The organism is Pseudomonas sp. PsB, from assembly GCF_043658375.1.
Taxonomy (GTDB): domain Bacteria; phylum Pseudomonadota; class Gammaproteobacteria; order Pseudomonadales; family Pseudomonadaceae; genus Aquipseudomonas; species Aquipseudomonas putida_Z.
Genome location: NZ_JBIGLU010000001.1, coordinates 1,001,072 through 1,023,875, shown reverse-complemented (window position 1 = coordinate 1,023,875; position 22,804 = coordinate 1,001,072). Strand labels below are relative to the sequence as shown.

The 22,804-nt window shown below is 63.4% G+C and carries 17 protein-coding genes; 14 read left to right on the top strand and 3 right to left on the bottom strand.

Features of this window, described 5'->3' with window-relative positions:
- Window positions 1-91 precede the first annotated feature (91 nt).
- The 13 genes from dksA (at window position 92) to ACGLHT_RS04655 (ending at window position 19,060) form a co-directional block, all read left to right on the top strand.
- Window positions 92-535, top strand: a complete 444-nt coding sequence (gene dksA, locus ACGLHT_RS04715; protein WP_274121136.1) for an RNA polymerase-binding protein DksA — start codon at window positions 92-94, stop codon at window positions 533-535.
- A gap of 64 nt (window positions 536-599) precedes the next feature.
- The gene (gene gluQRS / locus ACGLHT_RS04710; RefSeq protein ID WP_084785353.1) at window positions 600-1,487 is read left to right on the top strand and encodes a tRNA glutamyl-Q(34) synthetase GluQRS; all 888 of its coding nucleotides are present in this window, start codon (window positions 600-602) and stop codon (window positions 1,485-1,487) included.
- Between the two features lie 246 nt (window positions 1,488-1,733).
- Window positions 1,734-1,910, top strand: coding sequence for a hypothetical protein (locus ACGLHT_RS04705; protein ID WP_003250005.1), 177 nt, complete (start codon window positions 1,734-1,736; stop codon window positions 1,908-1,910).
- On the top strand, window positions 1,894-4,869 hold the full coding sequence (locus tag ACGLHT_RS04700) for a sensor histidine kinase (RefSeq protein WP_025340687.1): 2,976 nt from the start codon (window positions 1,894-1,896) through the stop codon (window positions 4,867-4,869). The genes ACGLHT_RS04705 and ACGLHT_RS04700 overlap by 17 nt, the downstream gene beginning before the upstream one ends.
- Before the next feature lie 4 nt (window positions 4,870-4,873).
- Window positions 4,874-6,316, top strand: coding sequence for a sigma-54 dependent transcriptional regulator (locus tag ACGLHT_RS04695; RefSeq protein WP_013974271.1), 1,443 nt, complete (start codon window positions 4,874-4,876; stop codon window positions 6,314-6,316).
- Between the two features lie 1,003 nt (window positions 6,317-7,319).
- A complete protein-coding gene (locus tag ACGLHT_RS04690) occupies window positions 7,320-8,708 on the top strand; it encodes a polynucleotide adenylyltransferase PcnB (protein ID WP_015271847.1) in 1,389 nt (462 codons plus the stop codon).
- Window positions 8,705-9,184, top strand: a complete 480-nt coding sequence (folK, locus tag ACGLHT_RS04685; protein ID WP_137162445.1) for a 2-amino-4-hydroxy-6-hydroxymethyldihydropteridine diphosphokinase — start codon at window positions 8,705-8,707, stop codon at window positions 9,182-9,184. The genes ACGLHT_RS04690 and folK overlap by 4 nt, the downstream gene beginning before the upstream one ends.
- A 262-nt stretch (window positions 9,185-9,446) precedes the next feature.
- Window positions 9,447-10,247, top strand: coding sequence for a 3-methyl-2-oxobutanoate hydroxymethyltransferase (panB, locus tag ACGLHT_RS04680; protein WP_025340690.1), 801 nt, complete (start codon window positions 9,447-9,449; stop codon window positions 10,245-10,247).
- Complete coding sequence (panC, locus tag ACGLHT_RS04675; RefSeq protein WP_025340691.1) at window positions 10,244-11,107, top strand: pantoate--beta-alanine ligase; 864 nt, start codon at window positions 10,244-10,246, stop codon at window positions 11,105-11,107. Before panB ends, panC begins: the two co-directional genes overlap by 4 nt.
- A 228-nt stretch (window positions 11,108-11,335) precedes the next feature.
- Window positions 11,336-13,000, top strand: coding sequence for a glucose-6-phosphate isomerase (gene pgi, locus ACGLHT_RS04670; RefSeq protein ID WP_085591714.1), 1,665 nt, complete (start codon window positions 11,336-11,338; stop codon window positions 12,998-13,000).
- A gap of 198 nt (window positions 13,001-13,198) precedes the next feature.
- Entirely contained in the window at window positions 13,199-15,133 is a 1,935-nt protein-coding gene (acs, locus tag ACGLHT_RS04665) for an acetate--CoA ligase (protein WP_274120301.1), read from the top strand.
- 42 nt (window positions 15,134-15,175) lie between these two features.
- Window positions 15,176-16,045, top strand: coding sequence for an oxygenase MpaB family protein (locus ACGLHT_RS04660; protein WP_274120300.1), 870 nt, complete (start codon window positions 15,176-15,178; stop codon window positions 16,043-16,045).
- 78 nt (window positions 16,046-16,123) lie between these two features.
- Complete coding sequence (locus tag ACGLHT_RS04655; protein WP_274120299.1) at window positions 16,124-19,060, top strand: DUF748 domain-containing protein; 2,937 nt, start codon at window positions 16,124-16,126, stop codon at window positions 19,058-19,060.
- A gap of 136 nt (window positions 19,061-19,196) precedes the next feature.
- On the opposite strand, the gene ACGLHT_RS04650 is transcribed toward ACGLHT_RS04655, so the two are convergent.
- Entirely contained in the window at window positions 19,197-19,610 is a 414-nt protein-coding gene (locus ACGLHT_RS04650; RefSeq protein WP_010955354.1) for a VOC family protein, read from the bottom strand.
- Window positions 19,611-19,670: 60 nt separating this feature from the next.
- On the opposite strand from ACGLHT_RS04650, the gene ACGLHT_RS04645 reads away from it, so the two are divergent.
- Window positions 19,671-19,973 carry a putative quinol monooxygenase gene (locus ACGLHT_RS04645; protein WP_274120298.1) on the top strand — a complete coding sequence of 101 codons (303 nt, stop codon included), beginning with the start codon at window positions 19,671-19,673 and terminating at the stop codon, window positions 19,971-19,973.
- Window positions 19,974-20,051: 78 nt separating this feature from the next.
- Here ACGLHT_RS04645 and ACGLHT_RS04640 read toward each other — a convergent pair whose 3' ends face one another.
- Window positions 20,052-20,402 carry a BON domain-containing protein gene (locus ACGLHT_RS04640; RefSeq protein ID WP_025340697.1) on the bottom strand — a complete coding sequence of 117 codons (351 nt, stop codon included), beginning with the start codon at window positions 20,400-20,402 and terminating at the stop codon, window positions 20,052-20,054.
- A 263-nt stretch (window positions 20,403-20,665) separates the two neighbouring features.
- The gene (gene pnp, locus ACGLHT_RS04635; RefSeq protein ID WP_075046423.1) at window positions 20,666-22,771 is read right to left on the bottom strand and encodes a polyribonucleotide nucleotidyltransferase; all 2,106 of its coding nucleotides are present in this window, start codon (window positions 22,769-22,771) and stop codon (window positions 20,666-20,668) included.
- Between the last annotated feature and the right edge of the window lie 33 nt (window positions 22,772-22,804).

Below are 22,804 nucleotides of genomic sequence, written 5' to 3'. Positions count from 1 at the left end.
TAAGTTCGGCGGCTCGCAGTCGCAGGGCCGGCGGGTGCCGGAGATGGAGCAGCCTGCGCATTGGATCAGATGAGTGAGAGGCGGTCTATTCATGTCCACCGTAGAAAAGCAAAAAGCCCAGACCATGTACGGTGTCGAGCCCTACGTAGAAAACAAGGGTGAAGAGTACATGGGCGAGCCCATGAAACAGCACTTCACCAAGCTTCTCGGCGCCTGGAAGCGAGACTTGATGGAAAGTGTCGACCGCACTGTGGATCACATGAAGGACGAAGCAGCCAACTTCCCCGACCCGGCCGACCGTGCCAGCCAGGAAGAAGAATTCGCCCTGGAGCTGCGCAACCGCGATCGCGAACGCAAGCTGATCAAGAAAATCGACAAGACCCTCGAGAAGATCAAGGCCGATGAGTACGGCTGGTGCGAATCGTGCGGCATCGAGATCGGCCTGCGTCGCCTGGAGGCCCGCCCTACCGCCGACCTGTGCTTCGACTGCAAGGAAATCGCCGAGAAAAAGGAAAAGACGGTCGGCAAAGGCTGATCTTTCTTTCCACCTGAACGGGGCGCATCATGCGCCCCGTTTCATTTATATGCCCAGCCTGACCATGACCGAATCAAGCTACATCGGGCGTTTCGCCCCCACCCCCAGCGGCTTCCTGCACTTCGGCTCGCTGGTCGCAGCCCTCGCCTCCTGGCTCGATGCCCGCGCCGTGAACGGCCGCTGGCTGCTGCGCATGGAAGACACCGACCCGCCTCGGGAAATGCCCGGTGCTCGCGATGCGATCCTGCAGACCCTGGAGCGCTACGGCCTGGAGTGGGACGGCGAAGTGGTGTTCCAGAGCCAGCGGCACGATGCCTATGCCGCGGTGGTCGACCGCCTGTTCAACATGGGCCTGGCCTACGCCTGCACCTGCTCGCGCAAGCAGCTTGAGGGTTACAACGGCATCTACCCGGGCCTTTGCCGCAACGCCGGGCATGCTCGGGAAGGCGCAGCGATCCGCCTGCGCGTGCCGGAGCTGATCTACCGCTTTACCGACCGCGTGCAGGGCGAGTTCCAGCAGCACCTGGGGCGTGAAGTGGGCGATTTCGTCATCCAGCGCCGCGACGGGCTGTATGCCTACCAGCTGGCGGTGGTACTGGACGATGCCTGGCAAGGTGTTACCGACATCGTGCGTGGCGCCGACCTGCTCGACAACACCCCGCGCCAACTGTACCTGCAAGAGTTGCTGGGCTTTTCGCAGCCGCGTTACCTGCATATTCCGCTGATCGTGCAGCCGGACGGGCACAAGCTGGGCAAGTCGTACCGCTCGCCGCCGCTGCAGGCGGACCAGGCGACACCGCTGTTGCTGCGGGCGCTGCGGGCGCTGGGGCAGGAAGCAGACCCCGAGTTGTTGCTGGCAACGCCGGCGGAGGTATTGGCGGTAGCTCGCAAGCAGTGGCGGCCCGAGGCGATTGCGCAGCGGACCACAGTGCCAGAGGCTGATTTGCGCTGAGGCATTACCGGCCTCTTCGCGGGCACGCCCGCTCCCACAGGAACTACACCACCTTCAAGATTTGTGGTTTACCTGTGGGAGCGGGCGCGCCCGCGAAGAGGCCGGCACAGGCAACCCACCCCCTCAAAAACAAAAGCCCAATAAATTCAACCTCTTGGCGAACACTATGGATTCCCGCTAGCATCCGCCCAGCCATTTGCGCCAATAATAAGTCCAAGCCCGCAGCGCCCAACCATCGAGGCCAGCATGTACATCTATCGTTTGGTCCTGCTTCTGGTCGTGGGGATCTACCTGTTCTCCCCGGCCATCATGGACTGGTGGATCGAACCGACCGGAGCCTGGTATCGCCCTTACCTGCTCTGGCTGATCCTGATCGTCGTCACCTTCATCCTGCAGAGCCAACGAGATGCCGATGAGCTTTAGCCTGACCCAGATGATCCTGATCAGCGCCGCGTACCTCATGGTGCTGTTCGGCGTGGCCTGGATCAGCGAGCGGGGGTTGATCCCGCGCTCGATCATTCGCCACCCGCTGACCTACACCCTGTCGCTGGGTGTGTACGCCAGTGCCTGGGCTTTCTATGGATCGGTGGGCCTGGCCTACCAGTACGGCTACGGCTTCCTTGCCTGTTACCTGGGGGTGTCCGGTGCGTTCCTGCTGGCGCCGGTGCTGCTCTACCCGATCCTCAAGATCACCCGTACCTACCAGCTGTCCTCGCTGGCCGACCTGCTGGCGTTCCGTTTCCGCAGCACCTGGGCCGGGGCGCTGACCACCATCATCATGCTGATCGGCGTGCTGCCCTTGCTGGCCCTGCAGATCCAGGCGGTGGCCGACTCGATCAGCATCCTCACCGGTGAGCCGGTCAAGGCACGGGTGGCCTTCGCCTTCTGTGCGCTGATCATCCTGTTCACCATCTTCTTCGGCTCGCGGCACATCGCCACACGCGAAAAGCACGAAGGGCTGGTGTTCGCCATCGCCTTCGAGTCGGTGATCAAGCTGCTGGCCCTGGGCGGTATCGGCCTGTACGCCCTGTATGGCGTGTTCGGCGGCCCGCACGAACTGGAAGTGTGGCTGCTGCAGAACCAGACCGCCCTGGCGGCTCTGCATACGCCGCTGCAGGAAGGCCCATGGCGCACCCTGCTGCTGGTGTTCTTCGCCTCGGCCATCGTCATGCCGCACATGTACCACATGGCCTTCACCGAAAACCTCAACCCGCGCTCTCTGGTCAGCGCCAGCTGGGGCCTGCCGCTGTTCCTGCTGCTGATGAGCCTGGCCGTGCCGCTGGTGCTGTGGGCCGGCCTGCGCCTGGGCGCCACCACCAACCCCGAGTACTTCACCCTGGGCCTGGGGCTTGCCGCCAACAACCAGGCACTGGCGCTGCTGGCCTACGTCGGCGGCTTGTCGGCCGCCAGCGGGTTGATCATCGTCACCACCCTGGCGCTGTCGGGCATGGCCCTCAACCACCTGGTGCTGCCGCTGTACCAGCCGCCGGCCGAAGGCAACATCTACCGCTGGCTGAAGTGGACCCGCCGCGCGCTGATCGTCGCCATCATCACCGCCGGGTTCATGTTCTACCTGACCCAGAACAACCATCAGAGCCTGGCCAACCTGGGCATCGTCGCCTTCGTGGCCACGTTGCAGTTCCTGCCGGGCGTGCTGTCGGTACTGTACTGGCCGACTGCCAACCGCCGTGGGTTCATCGCCGGCCTGCTGGCCGGCACCCTGGTGTGGATGGTGACCATGCTGCTGCCACTGCTGGGCAACCTGCAGGGCTTCTACATCCCGCTGCTGGACATGATCTACGTGCTGGACGACACCAGCTGGCACATGGCGGCCATCGCCTCGCTGGCGGCCAACGTGCTGTTGTTCACCCTGATCTCGCTGTTCACTAACGCCAGCAACGAAGAGGTCAGCGCCGCCGAAGCCTGCGCGGTGGACAACGTGCGCCGCCCGCAACGCCGCGAACTGCACGCCGCCTCGCCACAGGAGTTCGCCACCCAACTGGCCAAGCCGCTGGGCGCCAAGGCCGCACAGAAGGAAGTGGAACAGGCTCTGCGCGACCTCTACCTGCCATTCGACGAACGCCGCCCCTATGCCTTGCGCCGCCTGCGCGACCGTATCGAGGCCAACCTGTCCGGCCTGATGGGGCCGAGCGTGGCCCAGGACATGGTCGAGACCTTCCTGCCGTACAAGTCCGGTAACGAAAACTACGTGACCGAGGACATCCACTTCATCGAAAGCCGCCTGGAAGACTACCACTCGCGCCTGACCGGCCTGGCCGCCGAGCTCGACGCCCTGCGCCGCTACCACCGCCAGACCCTGCAGGAACTGCCCATGGGCGTCTGCTCGCTGGCCAAGGACCAGGAAATCCTGATGTGGAACAAGGCCATGGAAGAGCTCACCGGCATCGCTGCCAAGCACGTGGTCGGCTCGCGCCTGGTCACCATCAGCGAACCCTGGCGCGGCCTGCTGCAAGGCTTCATCAACGTGCCCGACGAGCACCTGCACAAGCAGCGCCTGGCGCTGGACGGCCAGCCGCGCTGGCTGAACCTGCACAAGGCGGCCATCGACGAACCGCTGGCCCCGGGCAACAGCGGCCTGGTGCTGCTGGTAGAGGACCTTACCGAAACCCAGGCGCTGGAAGACAAGCTGGTGCACTCCGAACGCCTGGCCAGCATCGGCCGCCTGGCCGCCGGCGTGGCGCACGAGATCGGCAACCCGATCACCGGCATCGCCTGCCTGGCGCAGAACCTGCGCGAGGAGCGTGAGGGCGATGGCGAAATCATCGAGCTGTCCAGCCAGATTCTCGAACAGACCAAGCGGGTATCGCGCATCGTCCAGTCGCTGATGAGCTTCGCCCATGCCGGCGGCAGCCACCAGAACAGCGAAGAGCCGGTATGCCTGGCCGAAGTGGCGCAGGACGCCATCGGTCTGCTGGCGTTGAACCGGCGCAATTTCGAAGTACAGTTCTTCAACCTATGCGACCCGGAGCACTGGGCCGAAGGGGACCCGCAGCGCCTGGCCCAGGTGCTGATCAACCTGCTCTCCAACGCCCGCGACGCCTCGCCTCCCGGCAGCGCCGTGCGCGTGCGCAGCGAAGTCAGCGAGCACACCGTCGACCTGATCGTCGAGGATGAGGGCAGCGGGATCCCGAAAAACATCATGGACCGCCTGTTCGAACCCTTCTTTACCACCAAGGACCCGGGCGAAGGAACCGGACTGGGGCTCGCTCTGGTCTATTCCATCGTGGAAGAGCATTATGGGCAAATCACCATCGACAGCCCGGCCGATATCGAACGGCAACGTGGCACCCGGATCCGCGTGACCCTGCCCCGGCATGTCGTAGCGACGTCCCCTGAAATTCGAGACCGTCGAGAGAATTGAATCAATGCCGCACATTCTGATCGTCGAAGACGAAACCATCATCCGCTCGGCCTTGCGCCGCCTGCTCGAACGGAACCAGTACCAGGTCAGCGAAGCCGGCTCGGTGCAGGAAGCCCAGGAACGCTTCAGCATTGCCACCTTCGACCTGATCGTCAGCGACCTGCGCCTGCCAGGCGCGCCCGGCACCGAACTGATCAAGCTCGGCCAGGGCACCCCGGTGCTGATCATGACCAGCTACGCCAGCCTGCGCTCAGCGGTAGACTCGATGAAAATGGGCGCGGTGGACTATATCGCCAAGCCCTTCGACCACGACGAGATGCTGCAAGCGGTGGCGCGTATCCTGCGCGACCGGCAGAACGCCCCGGCTGCCGCACCGGCGGCCGAGCCACGCGCCACCAATGGCAAGGCCGCCCCGGCCGACAAAGGCAGCGCGGCAGCCGCCAATGGCGAAATCGGCATCATCGGCTCCTGCCCGCCAATGCAGGACATGTACAGCAAGATCCGCAAGGTCGCGCCCACCGATTCCAACGTGCTGATCCAGGGCGAGTCGGGCACCGGTAAAGAGCTGGTCGCACGCGCCCTGCACAACCTGTCGCGTCGGGCCAAGGCACCAATGATTTCGGTGAACTGCGCGGCCATCCCCGAGACACTGATCGAGTCCGAGCTGTTCGGCCACGAGAAAGGCGCGTTCACCGGCGCCAGCGCCGGGCGCGCCGGCCTGGTGGAAGCTGCCGATGGCGGTACCCTGTTCCTCGACGAAATCGGCGAACTGCCGCTGGAAGCCCAGGCCCGCCTGCTGCGCGTGCTGCAGGAAGGCGAGATTCGCCGGGTAGGTTCGGTACAGTCGCAAAAGGTCGATGTACGCCTGATCGCCGCGACCCACCGCGACCTGAAGAACCTGGCCAAGGCCGGCCAGTTCCGTGAAGACCTGTATTACCGCCTGCACGTGATCGCCCTGAAACTGCCTGCCCTGCGCGAGCGCGGCAGCGACGTCAACGAGATCGCCAGCGCCTTCCTCGCCCGCCAGAGCGCGCGCATCGGCCGCGACGACCTGCACTTCTCGGCCGAAGCCGAGCAGGCCATTCGTCACTACAGCTGGCCGGGTAACGTGCGAGAGCTGGAAAACGCCGTTGAGCGCGCGGTGATCCTCAGCGAGAGCGCAGAAATTTCCGCCGACCTGCTGGGCATCGACATCGAGCTGGGCGACCTGGAGGAGGACGAAATCCTCGACAACGCCCTGGTCGTGGCCAGTTCGGCGAATGCCAGCCATGAACCGACCGAGGACCTGTCGCTGGAAGACTACTTCCAGCACTTCGTGCTCGAGCACCAGGACCACATGACCGAGACCGAACTGGCCCGCAAACTCGGGGTCAGCCGCAAGTGCCTGTGGGAACGCCGCCAGCGCCTGGGTATCCCGCGGCGCAAGAGCAACGCTACCAGCGAGTAACTCAACCTGCCCGCCACCGTACGCCGCAGCCTATGTGGCGCCTGTGAGATCGAGCGCCGCCCGCGCGGCGCTTCGCGGCACAAGGCCGCTCCCACATCTGTTTCGGGCCAATCATTCCTGTGCCAGATGGGTTGCAGCCTTGGTGCATGGCTGAAGTTGATGAAGAGCTGTCGCGCCCCCCTTGATATCGAATGGAACAGACAAGGCGGGCAGAGGAGACCTCACAGGAGAGACTGGCCCGAAACAGATGTGGGAGCGGCCTTGTGCCGCGAAGCGCCGCGCGGGCGGCGCTCGATCTCACAGGCGCTGAACGTGTCACGGCGAACACCCAGGTAACACCTCAGCCCCCGCAAAAATCTGTTACCCAAGCTTTCCGCCGTAACAGTTCCCGAGGCGTACGGTAACGAAATTTCGACATTTTCGACCGCTAAAAAACCGCCCACCACCTCCAACCCCTTGATTTTACTGGGTTTGCAAAAGTTGGCACGGCACCTGCTATATGTCTGGTACAAGAACAATAACAAGCACTGCAACTCAGAATAAGAACAAGACGAAACGGCTCACGCACAATAAAAACAAGACGGCGGAGGCGCAGCTAACTGATTCTTTTGGAGAGGATGCGTGTTTGGGGCTTGCCCCACAACCAGGCAGAGAACAATAAAAACTGCACTAAAAAGCAGCGCCTGAACTGGTTGGATCGACAGATCAACGTGACATCAGCGACCAAAGCAATCCGTTTGCTCTTAACCCCTGGATTGGGGGTCGTCCACAAGCTTCGAGATTTGTGGACAGGGCACTCAACAAAAACAAGAAGCCCAGCAAAAAAACAATAAGAGCACGCAACGACTTCTTGGGGAGCTTAGGCTCCCCTTGTCGTTTCTACCCTTCCGGCAGGCATCCTGCTACCCGCCTACACCATTCCTTGAGTAAATGCTAGAATCCCCGCCCATCATGCGGCCATTCTCCTATTCTTGGCCGAACATTCCTTCAAACAGTGCATCCCATGCTGAAGAAGCTGTTCCAGTCGTTCCGCCCGCCCGTACCGGGCCCGCACCACAGGCGCACCACGCCTGAGGTGATCAACAAGAGCCAGCACTCGCTGCAACGCCACCAATTCAGCCGCCATGCGGTGAACATCGTGGAACGCCTGCAGAGCGCCGGTTACCAGGCTTACCTGGTCGGTGGCTGTGTCCGCGACCTGATGCTGGGCATCACGCCGAAAGACTTCGACGTCGCCACCAGTGCCACCCCCGAACAGGTCCGTGCCGAGTTCCGCAACGCGCGCATCATTGGCCGCCGCTTCAAGCTGGTCCACGTGCATTTCGGCCGTGAGATCATCGAAGTCGCCACCTTCCGCGCCCACCACTCGGAAGACGACCAGGGCGACAGCCACCGTTCGTCGCACAATGCCAGTGGCCGCATCCTGCGTGACAACGTGTACGGCACCCTGGAAGAGGACGCGCAACGTCGCGACTTCACCATCAACGCCCTGTACTACGACCCGGTCAGCGAGCGCATCCTCGACTACGCCAACGGCGTGCACGATATTCGCAACCGCCTGCTGCGCCTGATCGGTGACCCTACCCACCGCTACCAGGAAGACCCGGTGCGCATGCTGCGCGCGGTGCGTTTCGCCGCCAAGCTCGACTTCGGCATCGAAAAGCACACGGTCCAGCCGATCCGCGAGCTGGCCCCACTGCTGCGCGAGATTCCGCCTGCGCGCCTGTTCGAAGAGAGCCTCAAGCTGTTCCTCTCCGGCCAGGGCGCCATCGTCTTCGAGATGCTGGTCGACCTGCAGTTGTTCGAGCCGCTGTTCCCGGCCAGTTCGCATGCCTTGGACGAGCGCCCGACCTACACCCACACGCTGATCAGCCAGGCGCTGAACAACACCGACCTGCGCGTGAAGCAAGGCAAACCGGTAACCCCGGCCTTCCTCTTCGCCGCGCTGCTGTGGCCAGCCCTGCCGGCCCGCGTGCTGCACCTGCAGAACCAAGGCGTGCCGCCGATCCCGGCCATGAACGGTGCGGCCCACGACCTGATCGCCGAGCAATGCGCACGCATCGCCATCCCCAAGCGCTTCACCCTGCCGATCCGTGAGATCTGGGACATGCAGGAGCGCCTGCCACGCCGCAGCGGCAAGCGCGCCGACATGCTGCTGGACAACCCGCGCTTCCGTGCCGGCTACGACTTCCTGCTGCTGCGCGAAAGCGCCGGGGAAGAAACCGACGACCTCGGCCAGTGGTGGACCGACTACCAGGATGCCAACGACAGCGAGCGCCGCGAGATGATCCGCGAGCTGGGCAGCCGTGACGAAGGCACCGGCGCCGGCCCGCGCAAACGCAAGCGTAGCGGTGGCAAGCGCAAGCGCAGTGGCGACGAGGCCTTCGAGTGAGTACCCGCGCCTATATCGGCCTGGGCAGCAACCTGGACGCACCTGCCGAGCAGCTGCGCAGCGCCTTGCAGGCCCTCGACCAGGTCGAAGCCACGCGCCTGGTGGCGGCCTCGGCCCTATACACCAGCGATTCGCTGCTGCCCGGCCAGCCGCGCTATACCAACGCCGTCGCCGCCCTGGACACCGCCCTGCCACCGCTGGCCCTGCTCGATGCACTGCAGGCCATCGAGAACGATCAGGGCCGCGTGCGCAAGGAACGCTGGGGCCCGCGCACACTGGACCTGGACATCCTGCTGTTCGGCGACCAGGTGCTCGATGAGCCGCGCCTGAAAGTGCCGCATTACCACATGCATGCCCGGCCTTTCGTGCTGTACCCGCTGGCGGAACTGGTACCGAGCGATTTCCGCCTGGCCGACGGCCGCGCCCTCGCGCAACTGCTCGACGACTGCCCGTTCGTCGGCCTGGAACGCCTGTAAACCGGGCGTTCCAGCCTTGCACACTGGCGCGGTAACGCCAGTAACACCCTGATCGTAACAATGCGGTAACAGGGTGATTGACTTCCCCAACCTCGCTCACGACTATAGGCGTCCCGTGTGGCACCAAAGTGCCGCATACCCGTATTTAGGCCCGGACGGACCTGTGCCCGAACATCACGCCCGATGATGTGCCGCTCCGGAAGATGACTACACGCGTTGAATGCAGTCGTTTCTTACAGCGCCTGAACGAGGAATTTCCTACATGCCTGAAGTAACCCTGACCACCCTCAATGGCCTCAAGGCCAAGGGTGAAAAAATCACCATGCTGACCTGCTACGACGCGACCTTCGCCAAGGCCGCCAGCCAGGCCGGTGTCGAAGTGTTGCTGGTGGGCGACTCGCTGGGCATGGTCCTGCAAGGCCACGACAGCACACTGCCGGTGACCACCGCGGACATGGCCTACCATACCGCCAGCGTCAAACGTGGCAACGACGGCGCGCTGATCCTCGCCGACCTGCCGTTCATGGCACACGCCACCCCGGAGCAGGCCTTCGCCAACAGCGCCACGCTGATGCAGGCCGGCGCCCACATGATCAAGATCGAAGGCGCTGCCTGGCTGGCCGAGACCATCCGCCTGCTGGCCGAGCGTGGCGTGCCGGTGTGCGCGCACATGGGCCTGACCCCGCAGACTGTCAACGTGCTGGGCGGCTACAAGGTGCAGGGCCGCCAGGAAGCCCAGGCCCGGCAGATGCGCGCCGACGCCATCGCCCTGGAACAGGCCGGTGCAGCCATGCTGCTGCTCGAATGCGTGCCCAGCGAACTGGCGGCGGAAATCACCAGTGCCGTATCCATCCCGGTGATCGGCATTGGCGCCGGCAGCGGCACCGATGGCCAGGTACTGGTCCTGCACGACATGCTCGGTCTGTCGCTGAGCGGCCGGGTACCGAAGTTCGTGAAGAACTTCATGCAAGGCCAGCCGGATATCCACAGCGCCCTCGTCGCTTACGTCGAGGCGGTCAAGCAAGTCAGCTTCCCAGGCAGCGAACACGGGTTCAGTGCATGAATACAGTCAAGACCGTCCGCGAACTGCGCGCCGCAGTCGCCCGCGCCCGCGGTGAAGGCAAGCGCATCGGCTTCGTGCCGACCATGGGCAACCTGCACAGCGGCCATGCCGCCCTGGTGACCAAGGCTGCGCAGCGCGCCGATTTCGTGGTCGCCAGCATCTTCGTCAACCCGCTGCAGTTCGGCGCCAACGAAGACCTCGACAAGTACCCGCGCACCCTGGCCGCCGACCAGGAGCGCCTGCTCCAGGCTGGCTGCAATCTGCTGTTCGCGCCCAGCGTCGAAGAGATGTACCCCGACGGCATGAGCGTGCAAACCCGCGTCAGCGTGCCCCACCTTTCCGAAGGCCTGTGCGGCGCCAGCCGGCCCGGGCATTTCGAAGGCGTGGCCACCGTGGTCAGCAAGCTGTTCAACATGGTCCAGCCCGACCTTGCCGTGTTCGGTGAAAAGGACTTCCAGCAGCTGGCGGTGATCCGCGCCATGGTGCGCGACCTGAACATGCCGATCCAGATCATCGGCGAGCCCACCGTGCGGGCCGAGGACGGCCTGGCGCTGTCGTCGCGCAACGGTTACCTCACGCCTGAGCAGCGTGCTGCGGCGCCAGCGTTGTACCGCACGCTGCAGCACATCGCTGCTGGCATCGGCCGTGGCCAACGGGACTTTGCCGCGCTGGTTGCCGAAGGCCAGGCGCAGTTGACCGCCGCTGGTTTCCGGCCGGATTACCTGGAAGTGCGTCATGCCGTGAGCCTGCGCCCGGCAGTGATCGATGATCGAGACCTGGTGGTGATTGCGGCGGCTTACCTGGGTAACACACGGTTGATCGACAACCTGTACCTGCATCTGGAAGAGAAGACCGCGTAACGGCCTGGGGCTGCCTTGCAGCCCATTCGCAGCACAAGGCTGCTCCTACAGAAAATCGCCTTCCTTTGTAGGAGCAGCCTTGTGCTGCGAAGGGGCGCAAAGCGCCCCCCAAATTCCCCCGCCATACCCATTCCCTGCAAGTGGCCTTTGCCTATAATGGTGCCAGCCTGAACCCGGCAATGAGTGCCGTGTCCAAGGTCTCACCACGCACCAAGGGAACCCCGCGCAATGGCGTATTACCGTACACCCCACGATGTCACGGCCCTGCCCGCCTGGCAGGCGCTCCAGCAACACCGCGACGCCATGCAAGGTTTCAGCATGCGCGAAGCCTTCGCCGCCGATACCAAGCGCTTCGACCAGTTCTCCCTGAGCTCCTGCGGCCTGTTCCTCGACTATTCGAAAAACCTGATCACCGAACAAAGCCGCGACCTGCTGGTGAACCTGGCCAACGAAGTGGGCCTGCAGGACGCCATCAAGTCGATGTTCAGTGGCGAAATCATCAACGCCTCCGAAGGCCGCCCGGTGCTGCACACCGCCCTGCGCCGGCCGGTGGGCGACAAGCTCAGCGTCAACGGCGTGAACGTGATGCCGGAAGTGCACAAGGTGCTCAACCAGATCACCGAACTGGTCGGCCGCATCCACGACGGCCTGTGGCGCGGCTACAGCGAAAAACCGATCACCGACGTGGTCAACATCGGCATCGGTGGCTCGTTCCTCGGCCCCGAGCTGGTCTCCGAGGCGCTGCTGCCCTACGCCCAGCGCGGCGTGCGCTGCCACTACCTGGCGAACATCGACGGCAGTGAGTTCCACGAGCTGTCGGCCAACCTGCGCGCCGAAACCACCCTGTTCATCGTCTCGTCGAAGTCGTTCAACACCCTCGAGACCTTGAAGAACGCCATGGCCGCGCGTACCTGGTACCTGGCCCAGGGCGGCTCGGAAGCCGAGCTGTACCGCCACTTCATCGCCGTTTCCAGCAACAAGGCCGCCGCCGTGGCCTTCGGCATCCGCGAAGAAAACATCTTCCCGATGTGGGACTGGGTGGGCGGGCGCTACTCGCTATGGTCGGCCATCGGCCTGCCGATCGCCCTGGCCATCGGTACCGCCAACTTCAAGGAACTGCTGTCCGGTGCCTACACCATGGACCAGCACTTCCAGACCGCGCCGTTCGAAAAGAACATGCCGGTACTGCTGGCCCTGCTGGGCGTTTGGTACGGCAACTTCTGGGGCGCACAGAGCCACGCGATCCTGCCGTACGACCACTACCTGCGCAACATCACCAAGCACCTGCAGCAGCTGGACATGGAGTCCAACGGCAAGAGCGTGCTGCAGGACGGTACCCCGGTGAAAACCGACACCGGCCCGGTGATCTGGGGCGGCGTCGGCTGCAACGGCCAGCATGCCTACCACCAATTGCTGCACCAAGGCACCCAGCTGATTCCGGCCGACTTCATCGTGCCGGTGGTGAGCTTCAACCCGGTGGCCGACCATCACCAGTGGCTGTACGCCAACTGCCTGTCGCAGAGCCAGGCGCTGATGCTGGGCAAGACCCGCGAAGAAGCCGAAGCCGAGCTGCGTGGCAAAGGCCTGAACGAAGCGGACATCGAAAAGCTGGCCCCGCACAAGGTGATCCCGGGCAACCGCCCGAGCAATACCCTGGTGGTGGAGCGCATCAGCCCACGCCGCCTGGGCGCGCTGGTGGCGATGTACGAGCACAAGGTCTTCGTACAGAGCGTGATCTGGGGCATCAACGCCTTCGACCAGTGGGGCGTGGAGCTGGGCAAGGAGCTGGGCAAGGGCGTTTACCAACGCCTGGTCGGCAGCCTGGAAGACAGTGCCGAAGATGGCTCTACCCAAGGCCTGATCAACTACTTCCGCGGCCGTCACCGCGGTTGATCTGAAACCTTCGCCAGCTTCTTCACGGGCTCGCCCGCTCCCACAGGTACCGCACAGGCCTCAAGAACTGTTCAGTACCTGTGGGAGCGGGCGAGCCCGCGAAGAGGCCGGCACAGGTTGAACACCTCTCCCAGCTACACTGTCCTATCGAATAGCCGTTGCAGTCCATCGCCCCTTACAAGAGCAGGACCACCCGCCATGTTCGATATCCGCAACTACCCCCAGGCCCTGGCCGTCAGCCAGTCCGCCGCCCTCACCCCCGACGAGTACCGCCGCCTCTACCGCCAGTCGGTGGATGACCCCGACACCTTCTGGGCCGAACAGGCCAAGCGCCTGGACTGGATAAAACCCTGGTCGAGCGTGCAGCAATGCGACCTGAAGACCGGCAGCGCCCGCTGGTTCGACGGCGCCCAGCTCAACGTCAGCTACAACTGCATCGACCGCCACCTGGTCCGACGCGGCGAACAGACCGCCCTGCTGTGGGAAGGCGATGACCCCAAGGATTCCAAGGCCATTACCTACCGCGAACTGCACCGCCAGGTCTGCCGCCTGGCCAATGCGCTGAAAGCACGCGGGGTGAAGAAAGGCGACCGGGTGTGCATCTACATGCCGATGATCCCCGAGGCCGCCTTCGCCATGCTTGCCTGCACCCGCATCGGTGCCATCCACTCGGTGGTGTTCGGCGGCTTCTCGCCCGATGCCCTGCGCGACCGTATCCTCGATGCCGACTGCCGTACGGTGATCACCGCCGATGAAGGCGTGCGCGGCGGTAAACGCATCCCGCTGAAACAGAACGTCGACAAGGCCCTGGCCAGCTGCCCCGCGGTCAGCAGCGTATTCGTGGTGCGCCGCACCGGCGGCGATGTCGCCTGGGCCGAAGGCCGTGACCTCTGGTACCACGAGGCAACGGAAAAGGCCGGCGACGACTGCGCTCCCGAGCCGATGGGCGCCGAAGACCCGCTGTTCATCCTCTACACCTCCGGCAGCACCGGCAAACCCAAAGGCGTGCTGCACACTACCGGCGGCTACCTGCTGCAGGCCACCCTCACCTTCAAGGTGGTGTTCGACTACCGTGACGGCGAGGTGTTCTGGTGCACCGCCGATGTCGGCTGGGTCACCGGCCACAGCTACATCGTCTATGGCCCGCTGGCCAATGGCGCGATCTCGCTGATGTTCGAAGGCGTGCCCAACTACCCGGACACCTCGCGCTTCTGGCAAGTGGTGGACAAGCACCAGGTGAACATCTTCTACACCGCCCCGACTGCCCTGCGCGCGCTGATGCGCGAAGGCTCCGCGCCGCTGCAAAACACTTCACGCCAGAGCCTGCGCCTGCTGGGCAGCGTCGGCGAGCCGATCAACCCCGAAGCCTGGGAGTGGTATTTCGAGGAAGTCGGGCAAAAGCGCTGCCCCATCGTCGATACCTGGTGGCAGACCGAAACCGGCGGCATCATGCTCACCCCGTTGCCCGGCTCGCAGTCGCTCAAGCCCGGCTGTGCCACCCAGCCCATGTTCGGCGTACAACCAGTGCTGCTGGACGAAAAGGGCAAGCTCATCGAAGGCCCCGGTGCCGGCCTGCTGGTGATCAAGGCCAGCTGGCCCGGGCAGATCCGTAGCGTCTATGGCGACCATCAGCGCATGGTCGACACCTACTTCAAGCCGATGCCCGGCTATTACTTCACCGGCGACGGTGCCCGCCGCGATGCCGATGGTGACTACTGGATCACCGGGCGTATCGATGACGTGATCAACGTTTCCGGCCACCGTATCGGTACCGCCGAAGTGGAAAGCGCGCTGGTGCTGCATGACAGCGTCGCCGAAGCGGCGGTGGTCGGTTACCCCCACGACCTCAAGGGCCAGGGCGTTTATGCCTTCGTCACGCCCATGAATGGCGTAACGCCGGACGACGCGCTCAAGGCCGAGTTGCTGGCCCTGGTCAGCAAGGAAATCGGCAGTTTCGCCAAGCCCGAGCTGATCCAGTGGGCCCCGGCGCTGCCCAAGACGCGCTCAGGCAAGATCATGCGGCGTATACTGCGCAAGATCGCCTGCAACGAACTCGACAACCTGGGCGATACCTCGACCCTGGCCGACCCAAGTGTGGTGCAGGGCCTGATCGACAAACGCCTCAACCAGTAACCGGCGGCCGCTGTTCATGGCCGCCCTGAACCACAGGTCGCCATGGAAGCCCTTCGCCGCCGCATCGAAACCCAGGTCATGAGCCTTACCGGGCTGGCCCTCGGCCAGCTCGACCTGGAATCGCCCAAGGGCGACCCCGGCCTGTTCGGCCCGCACAGCATCAGCTGGCGGGTACATGGCGACTTCCCGAGCATGCTGGTCGGTGGCATCAGCGCCCTCATGCTGCAATTGCTGCACCCGCTGGCCCTGGCCGGGGTGTGGGACCACTCCAACTTCCGTGAAGACCTGCTCGGCCGCCTGCGCCGCACCAGCCAATTCATCTCCGGCACCACCTTCGGCGCCACCCGCGATGCCGAGTGGCTGATCGACAAGGTACGCACCATCCACTTGCAGGTGACCGGCACCGCGCCGGATGGCCGCCCATATGCGGCCAGCGACCCGGACCTGCTGACCTGGGTGCATGTGGCGGAAGTCAGCAGCTTCCTCGCCGCCCACCTGCGTTACCGCAACCCGCACCTTGCGCGCGCCGAGCAGGATGCCTACTACGCAGAGATCGCGCTGATCGCCGAGCGCCTTGGCGCCCGCGACGTGCCGCGCTCGTGCCAGCAGGTCGAGGACTACCTGCAGCGCATGCGGCCGCAGTTGCACTGCGACGCCCGCAGCCATGAGGTGGTCGGCATCCTGCTCGATGCCCCCGCCCCCAGCCGCCTGGCACAGCCGGTGGGCAAGCTGATGCTGCACGCCGGCATCGACCTGCTGCCGGCCTGGGCCCAGGCCATGCTCGGCCTGCAGCACGGCCCGTTGCAGCGGCGCATGATCCGCCTGGGGCTGCAACGCACCGCGCCGATATTGCGCTGGGCGATGCGCGACGGCTCGGCGCATCGGGCCAAACGGCGCATGGGTATCGAATGAGGTCAGATGGTCGCCTCAGCGGAACTGATTTAACGTGCCATACTCCAAGCTCTCCTGCTTAGACAGACGAAGCGACACATGTACAAAGGATTGACTCGCGCCGCTGGCGCACTGCTGGCCCTCGTAGCCCTCTACAGCCTTCTCGGCTTTCTCGTTCTCCCCGGTGTCGCGCTGCGCATCGCCAACCAGCAGTTGGCCCAGTACGCGACCGTGCCTGCCCACCTCGAACGGATCGAGCTCAACCCCTTCAGCCTCGAGCTGACGCTGTGGGGCCTGCAGATCGGCGAGCCGGGCAAGGAGCAGGTCGGCTTCGAGCGGCTGTACGCCAACCTCTCGCTCGACAGCCTGTGGAGCGGTGCCCTGCACCTGGACGCAGTGGAACTGGTCAAGCCACGCAACGAAGTGCTGTTCGCCAAGGACGGTACCCTCAACCTGACCCGCCTGTTCAAGCTGCCAGCCAGCGAAGCCAAGCCCGACGAGCCGCCCAGCGACCCGTTCCCGCTACGCATCGGCAGCATCAAGCTCAGCGACGGCTACCTGCACTTCGAGGACCTGCGCCCGAGCGAGCCGATCGAGTTCCTCTACGACAACATGAACCTGGAGCTGAAAAACCTCAGCACCCTGCCCAACGACAATGCCGACATGACCCTGGTGGCCATCGGCCCCAACGGCGGGCGTATCGACTGGAAAGGTACCCTGAGCCTGGCCCCGATCGCCTCTGAAGGCACACTGAAGATCACCGAAGGCAAGATGAAGGCATTCTGGCCCTATGTGCGCGATGCCGTGCCACTGGTGCTGGAAGAGGGCGTGGTCAGCCTCGACACCCACTACAAGCTCAACCTTGCCAAACAGACCGAACTGTTGCTGGACAACGCGTCGGTGCGCATCGCCCCGTTTGCCATCAATGCCCCGGATGGCCGCCCGCTGGCACGCCTGGCCAGCCTGGAAGTAAGCGAAACCTCGGTCGACCTGGTCAAGCAGCTGGTCACCGTGGGCAAGATCCGCAGCGAAAAACTGGAAACCTGGGCCGCGCTGGAAAAGGACGGCCAGCTCGACTGGCAGAAGCTGTTCGCCAGCCAGCCGGCCAAGGCCACGCCGAAGGAAAAGGCCGAGCCGGCAGCCGCCGAACCCACGCCCGAACAGCAAGCCGCCAAGGAGCCGAGCAAACCCTGGCAGGTGCTGCTCAAGGATGTGCAACTGCGTAACTACCTGGTGCACCTGGCAGACCGTACCCAGAAGGAACCGGTGGCCCTCGACGTCGGCCCGCTCAACGCCGACCTGCAAGGTTTCGACAGCCTCAACAAGTCGCCCTTCACCCTCAAGCTCGATACCGGCGTGGGCAAGCAAGGCAAACTGCAGGCGGCCGGCCAGGTCAACCTGGCGCCCATCTGGGCCAAGCTGGACGTGAGCACCCGCGACATCGACCTGCGAGTGGCCCAGGCCTATATCAGCCCGTTCATCCTGCTGGAGCTGCGCAGCGGCATGCTCGCCAGCGACCTCAAGGTCGACCTGAAGAACACCGCACCACTGGCCTTCAGTGTTACCGGCAAGGCACAGGTCAGCCAGCTGCACACCCTCGACACCATCAAGAGCCGTGACTTCGTCAAATGGCAGCAGGTGAACGTCGACGGCCTGTCCTACGTGCACGGCGATGCGCTGTCGATCGACAAAGTGACCCTGCTGCAACCCTATGCGCGTTTCATCATCAACGAAGACCGCACGACCAACATCAACGACCTGCTGATCCCGCAGCCGGCCGGCGCCCCGGCGACCAGCCAGGCCAAGCCGGCCTCCGCCGGCAACGACAAGCCGCTGGGCATCCACATCGGCCAGATCGACATCAACGACGGCTCGGCCAACTTCGCCGACCTGTCCCTCACCCCCAACTTCGCCACGGCCATCCAGCAGCTGAACGGCCGGATCGGCACCATCGACAATCGCAAGCCGGTGCCGGCCAAGGTCGACGTCAAGGGCAAGGTCGACCGCTACGCGCCGGTCACCATCAAAGGCGCCCTCAACCCGTTCAACCCGCTGGCCAGCCTGGATATCGCCACCAGCTTCAAGCGGGTCGAGCTGACCACACTCACACCCTACTCCGGCAAGTTCGCCGGCTTCCGTATCCGCAAGGGCCGGCTCAACCTCGACCTGCATTACCTGATCACCAATGGCCAGCTGAAGGCCGAGAACAAGGTGGTGGTTGAGCAGTTGCAGTTGGGCGAGAAGGTCGACAGCCCGGACGCAGTGGACCTCCCTATCCGCCTGGCGGTGGCACTCCTGAAGGATACCGAAGGCAAGATCTCGATCGAGCTGCCAGTATCCGGAGACCTCAACAACCCGCAGTTCAGCGTGATGCCGATCGTCTGGCAAACCCTGCGCAACCTGGTGTTGCGTGCGGCGCAAGCGCCGTTCAAGTTCATTGGCGGGCTGGTTGCCGGCGGTGGCTCGGAAGATCTGGGCAATGTGTCCTTCGCCCCGGGCTCCAGCGAGCTTAGTGGCGACGCCCAGGCATCGTTGGACAAATTGGCGTCGGCCCTGAAGGAACGCCCGGAGCTGCGCCTGGAAATCGAAGGCACCAGCGCCCAGGCCAGCGACGGCCCGCTGATCGCCCAGCAGCGCTTGGAGCGTGAGTACCAGGCCACCTGGTACAAGATCCTGCAGCGCCGCGGTGACAAGGTGCCGGCCAATGCCTCGATGCTGGTGGTCGACGACAGCGAAAAACCGGCGATGCTCGAAGGCATCTACCGTAACCGCCTGAAGCAACAGCCGCCTGCGGAATGGGAGCAACTGGGCCGCGACGAGCGCACCGCCAAGCTGCGCGAGGCGGTGATCAAGTCCTGGGCCGAAAGTACTGCGCTGCTGCGCACACTTGGCCAGGAGCGGGCCAGCAGCATCAAGGATTACCTGGTGGACAAAGGCCAGCTGGAAGATGACCGGGTGTACTTCATCGATACCAACCTGGGCCAGGCCGAGAGCGATGGGCGGGTGGTGACGCCGATGCATCTGGATGCCGAGTAACTTCTACTAGCAGGTCTGGCCTCTTCGCGGGCTTGCCCGCTCCCACAGGGACCGCACACAGTTCAAGGCCTGTGCAGTACCTGTGGGAGCGGGCTCATCGGGGCGCCGAACCGCCGCGAAGAGGCCGGTACAGGCTTCACACCAAACGCTGCCCCGACACCGCCGGATGGTACAACGGCTGCACCTTGTTCCCTGCCGGGTCCAACAGGTGGAAGCTGCGCGCCCCGTCACCATGGTTGAACGGCCGGTCCAGCAAGGTCACGCCGTGCGCCTTGAAGTACTGGTACCAGGCTTCCAGCTCCTCCACGCTATCGACGATGAACCCATAGTGGTCCAGGGTCTGCAACCCATTGGCCGCCCCTGCCCCACGCCCCAGCGACAGGTTGTCGTTACCACAAGTGAGGTACACCAGGTCTTCGTTGGCGCGGTTCAGCACTTCCATGCCCAGCACATCGACGTAGAAGCGTTCACACTCCTCCAGGTTGGGTACCAACAAGGCAATATGACGCAGGCCGTTCAGGCGGCCAGGGCGTGCAGGCAATTCGGACATTGGCGAGGCTCCATTTTTGTATACAATTCATAATGGAATTTAAAACAAAAGGAGAGCCTTGTGTATAGCCTGTTCATCAAGACCCGAGTGAAGCCCGGTTACGCCGAGGAATTTCTGACTGCGATCAAGGTCAATGCCGCGGCTTCCGTTGCCAACGAACCTGGCTGCCTGGTGTTCGATGTGTCGCAGGACCGGGTCGACCCGGAGGTGATCTACCTGTACGAGATCTACCGCGATGATGCGGCGTATGACGCGCATACGCAGACTGCGCACTTTCGCGATAGCCGGCCGTTGGTCGAGCCGCTGATCGTCGAGCAGGAATGCTTCGAGAGTGATGTGATTGCGCGTAATCCGGTGTACTAGCCACCAATGAAAAGCCCCGGCAAATAGCCGGGGCTCGGAGCGAAGGTGGCCAAATCCTTTTGGCCGACGGGACATTCCTTATTCGGCTTTCAGGCCGTCCGACATCACACTTTTGACGCCTTTGATGTTCTTGGTAATACGAACAGCTTCTTCTTTCTGGGACTGAGTCACCGCCACGTCAGACGACAGCGAGACGACACCTTGGCTGGTCTCGACTTTGATGTCGCTGCCTGGAATACCTTTTTCAGTCAGCAGGTCCGCTTTCACTTTGGTGGTGATCCAGGTGTCAGAACCTTCCTGCTTGGCGTTGTCCACGGTATTGGCGGCCAACATGACTGGAGCCTGGGTTGGCTCTGCAGCGAATGCGCCGTTAGCCATGGTCAGGGTCAGGGCGGTAGCAGTAGCGGCAGCAATGGCGAACTTCTTCATGTGAGTCACTCCTGTTTTTCGAAAGGTCTGCGCCGTATGTCCTGGCGTCAGATATGAAGGTAGTTGCACGCGCTGTGCCAGATTTTCCGCTTCGCTTGTTTCCTTTAAAATCAATAAGTTAGCGAAAAACCAGCATTCCCGTCGTCGTGCATTTTGCAATCTGCACGGTAAACCTGCATGCAAGATGCAAGTCCGCAAAAGGTTCCCTTTCGCCCAAGAAAAAAGGGCCCCGAAGGGCCCTTTTTTTGTTGCGTGGCAGTCGCTTAGACGCCCGAGGCCTTGGCCGCGGCAACGTCCTTGATCGACAGCTTGATACGGCCGCGGTTGTCCACGTCCAGTACCAGTACTTCGACTTCCTGGCCTTCTTTCAGGATGTCGGTGACTTTCTCGACGCGAGCATCGCTCAGCATGGAGATGTGCACCAGGCCGTCCTTGCCAGGCAGGATGTTGACGAAGGCACCGAAGTCGACGATGCGCTCGACCTTGCCGACGTAGATCTTGCCGATCTCGGCCTCGGCGGTGATGCCCAGGATGCGCTGCTTGGCAGCCTCTGCCGCTTCCTTGGTTTCGCCGAAGATCTTGATCGAGCCGTCGTCTTCGATGTCGATCGAAGCCTTGGTCTCTTCGCAGATGGCGCGAATGGTGGCACCACCTTTACCGATGACGTCACGGATCTTGTCGGTGTCGATCTTCATCGCGATCATGGTCGGGGCGTTGGCCGACAGCTCGCTACGCGACTGGGCGATGATCTGGTTCATCTGGCCGAGGATGTTCAGGCGCGCTTCCAGGGCCTGGCCCAGGGCGATTTCCATGATCTCTTCGGTGATGCCGTTGATCTTGATGTCCATCTGCAGCGCAGTAACACCCTTGGCGGTACCGGCTACCTTGAAGTCCATGTCACCCAGGTGGTCTTCGTCACCCAGGATGTCGGTCAGGACGGCGAACTTGTCACCTTCCTTGACCAGGCCCATGGCGATACCGGCAACCGGTGCCTTCATCGGTACACCGGCGTCCATCAGGGCCAGGGAAGCACCACAGACCGAAGCCATGGAGCTGGAACCGTTGGATTCGGTGATTTCCGATACCACGCGGATGGTGTACGGGAAGTCGCTGTCGCTCGGCAGCATGGCCTGCACGCCACGACGGGCCAGGCGGCCGTGGCCGATTTCACGACGGCCGGCGCCGCCCATGCGGCCGCACTCACCCACCGAGAACGGCGGGAAGTTGTAGTGCAGCATGAACGGGTCTTTCTTCTCGCCTTCCAGGGTGTCCAGCAGCTGGGCGTCACGGGCAGTACCCAGGGTCGCGACGACCAGGGCCTGGGTTTCGCCACGGGTGAACAGCGCCGAACCGTGGGTCTTCGGCAATACGCCAACTTCGATGTTCAGCGGGCGCACGGTGCGGGTGTCACGGCCGTCGATACGCGGTTTGCCGTTGACGATGTTCTCGCGGACGGTGCGGTATTCCAGCTCGCCGAAGATGTCCTTGATGGCGCTGGCGGACGGGCCGGTCTCTTCGTTGCTCAGACGGGCAACAGCCTCGTCGCGCAGCTGGCCCAGGCGGTTGTAACGGTCAGCCTTCTGAGTGATGGTGTAGGCCTGCGAAACGGCTTCGCCGAACTCGCCACGCACCAGGTTCATCAGCTCGACGTTGGCTGGGGCTGGCTGCCAGTCCCAGGTCGGCTTGCCGGCTTCGGCGGCCAGTTCCTTGACAGCCTGGATAACAGCCTGGAATTCGTCGTGGGCGAACAGAACGGCACCCAGCATCTGGTCTTCGGTCAGCTCTTTGGCTTCCGATTCAACCATCAGTACAGCGTCGGAGGTACCGGCAACGACCATGTCCAGGCTCGAGGCAGCCAGTTGCTCGTAGGTCGGGTTCAGCAGGTAGCCGGTGCTTTCATGGAAGGCAACGCGAGCGGCGCCGATCGGGCCTTCGAACGGAATGCCGGAAATGGCCAGGGCAGCCGAGGTACCGATCATCGCAGCGATGTCCGGGTCGGTCTTCTTGCTGGTGGAAACCACGGTGCAGACGACCTGCACTTCGTTCATGAAGCCTTCCGGGAACAGCGGACGGATCGGACGGTCGATCAGGCGCGAGGTCAGGGTCTCTTTCTCGGAAGGACGGCCTTCACGCTTGAAGAAGCCACCCGGGATCTTGCCGGCGGCGTAGGTCTTTTCCTGGTAGTGGACCGACAGCGGGAAGAAGCCCTTGCCTGGATCAGCCTGTTTGGCGCCTACCACAGTCACCAGCACGGTGACGTCGTTGTCGACGGTCACCAGCACGGCGCCGGTTGCCTGACGGGCAATACGGCCCGTTTCGAGAGTAACGGTCGATTGACCGAACTGGAAAGTCTTGATTACCGGGTTCACGGTTTCCTACCTTTTTCAGTGGCTCTTGGGGGA

Excerpts from the sequence above, each read along its gene's own strand:
- ACGLHT_RS04705 (WP_003250005.1), top strand. The coding sequence starts at position 1,734 with ATGTACATCTATCGTTTGGTCCTGCTTCTGGTCGTGGGGATCTACCTG.
- dksA (WP_274121136.1), top strand. The coding sequence starts at position 92 with ATGTCCACCGTAGAAAAGCAAAAAGCCCAGACCATGTACGGTGTCGAG.
- acs (WP_274120301.1), top strand. The coding sequence starts at position 13,199 with ATGTTCGATATCCGCAACTACCCCCAGGCCCTGGCCGTCAGCCAGTCC.
- ACGLHT_RS04660 (WP_274120300.1), top strand. The coding sequence starts at position 15,176 with ATGGAAGCCCTTCGCCGCCGCATCGAAACCCAGGTCATGAGCCTTACC.
- panC (WP_025340691.1), top strand. The coding sequence starts at position 10,244 with ATGAATACAGTCAAGACCGTCCGCGAACTGCGCGCCGCAGTCGCCCGC.
- ACGLHT_RS04695 (WP_013974271.1), top strand. The coding sequence starts at position 4,874 with ATGCCGCACATTCTGATCGTCGAAGACGAAACCATCATCCGCTCGGCC.
- panB (WP_025340690.1), top strand. The coding sequence starts at position 9,447 with ATGCCTGAAGTAACCCTGACCACCCTCAATGGCCTCAAGGCCAAGGGT.
- ACGLHT_RS04640 (WP_025340697.1), bottom strand. The coding sequence starts at position 20,402 with ATGAAGAAGTTCGCCATTGCTGCCGCTACTGCTACCGCCCTGACCCTG.
- pgi (WP_085591714.1), top strand. The coding sequence starts at position 11,336 with ATGGCGTATTACCGTACACCCCACGATGTCACGGCCCTGCCCGCCTGG.
- ACGLHT_RS04655 (WP_274120299.1), top strand. The coding sequence starts at position 16,124 with ATGTACAAAGGATTGACTCGCGCCGCTGGCGCACTGCTGGCCCTCGTA.
- ACGLHT_RS04700 (WP_025340687.1), top strand. The coding sequence starts at position 1,894 with ATGCCGATGAGCTTTAGCCTGACCCAGATGATCCTGATCAGCGCCGCG.
- ACGLHT_RS04650 (WP_010955354.1), bottom strand. The coding sequence starts at position 19,610 with ATGTCCGAATTGCCTGCACGCCCTGGCCGCCTGAACGGCCTGCGTCAT.
- ACGLHT_RS04690 (WP_015271847.1), top strand. The coding sequence starts at position 7,320 with ATGCTGAAGAAGCTGTTCCAGTCGTTCCGCCCGCCCGTACCGGGCCCG.
- gluQRS (WP_084785353.1), top strand. The coding sequence starts at position 600 with ATGACCGAATCAAGCTACATCGGGCGTTTCGCCCCCACCCCCAGCGGC.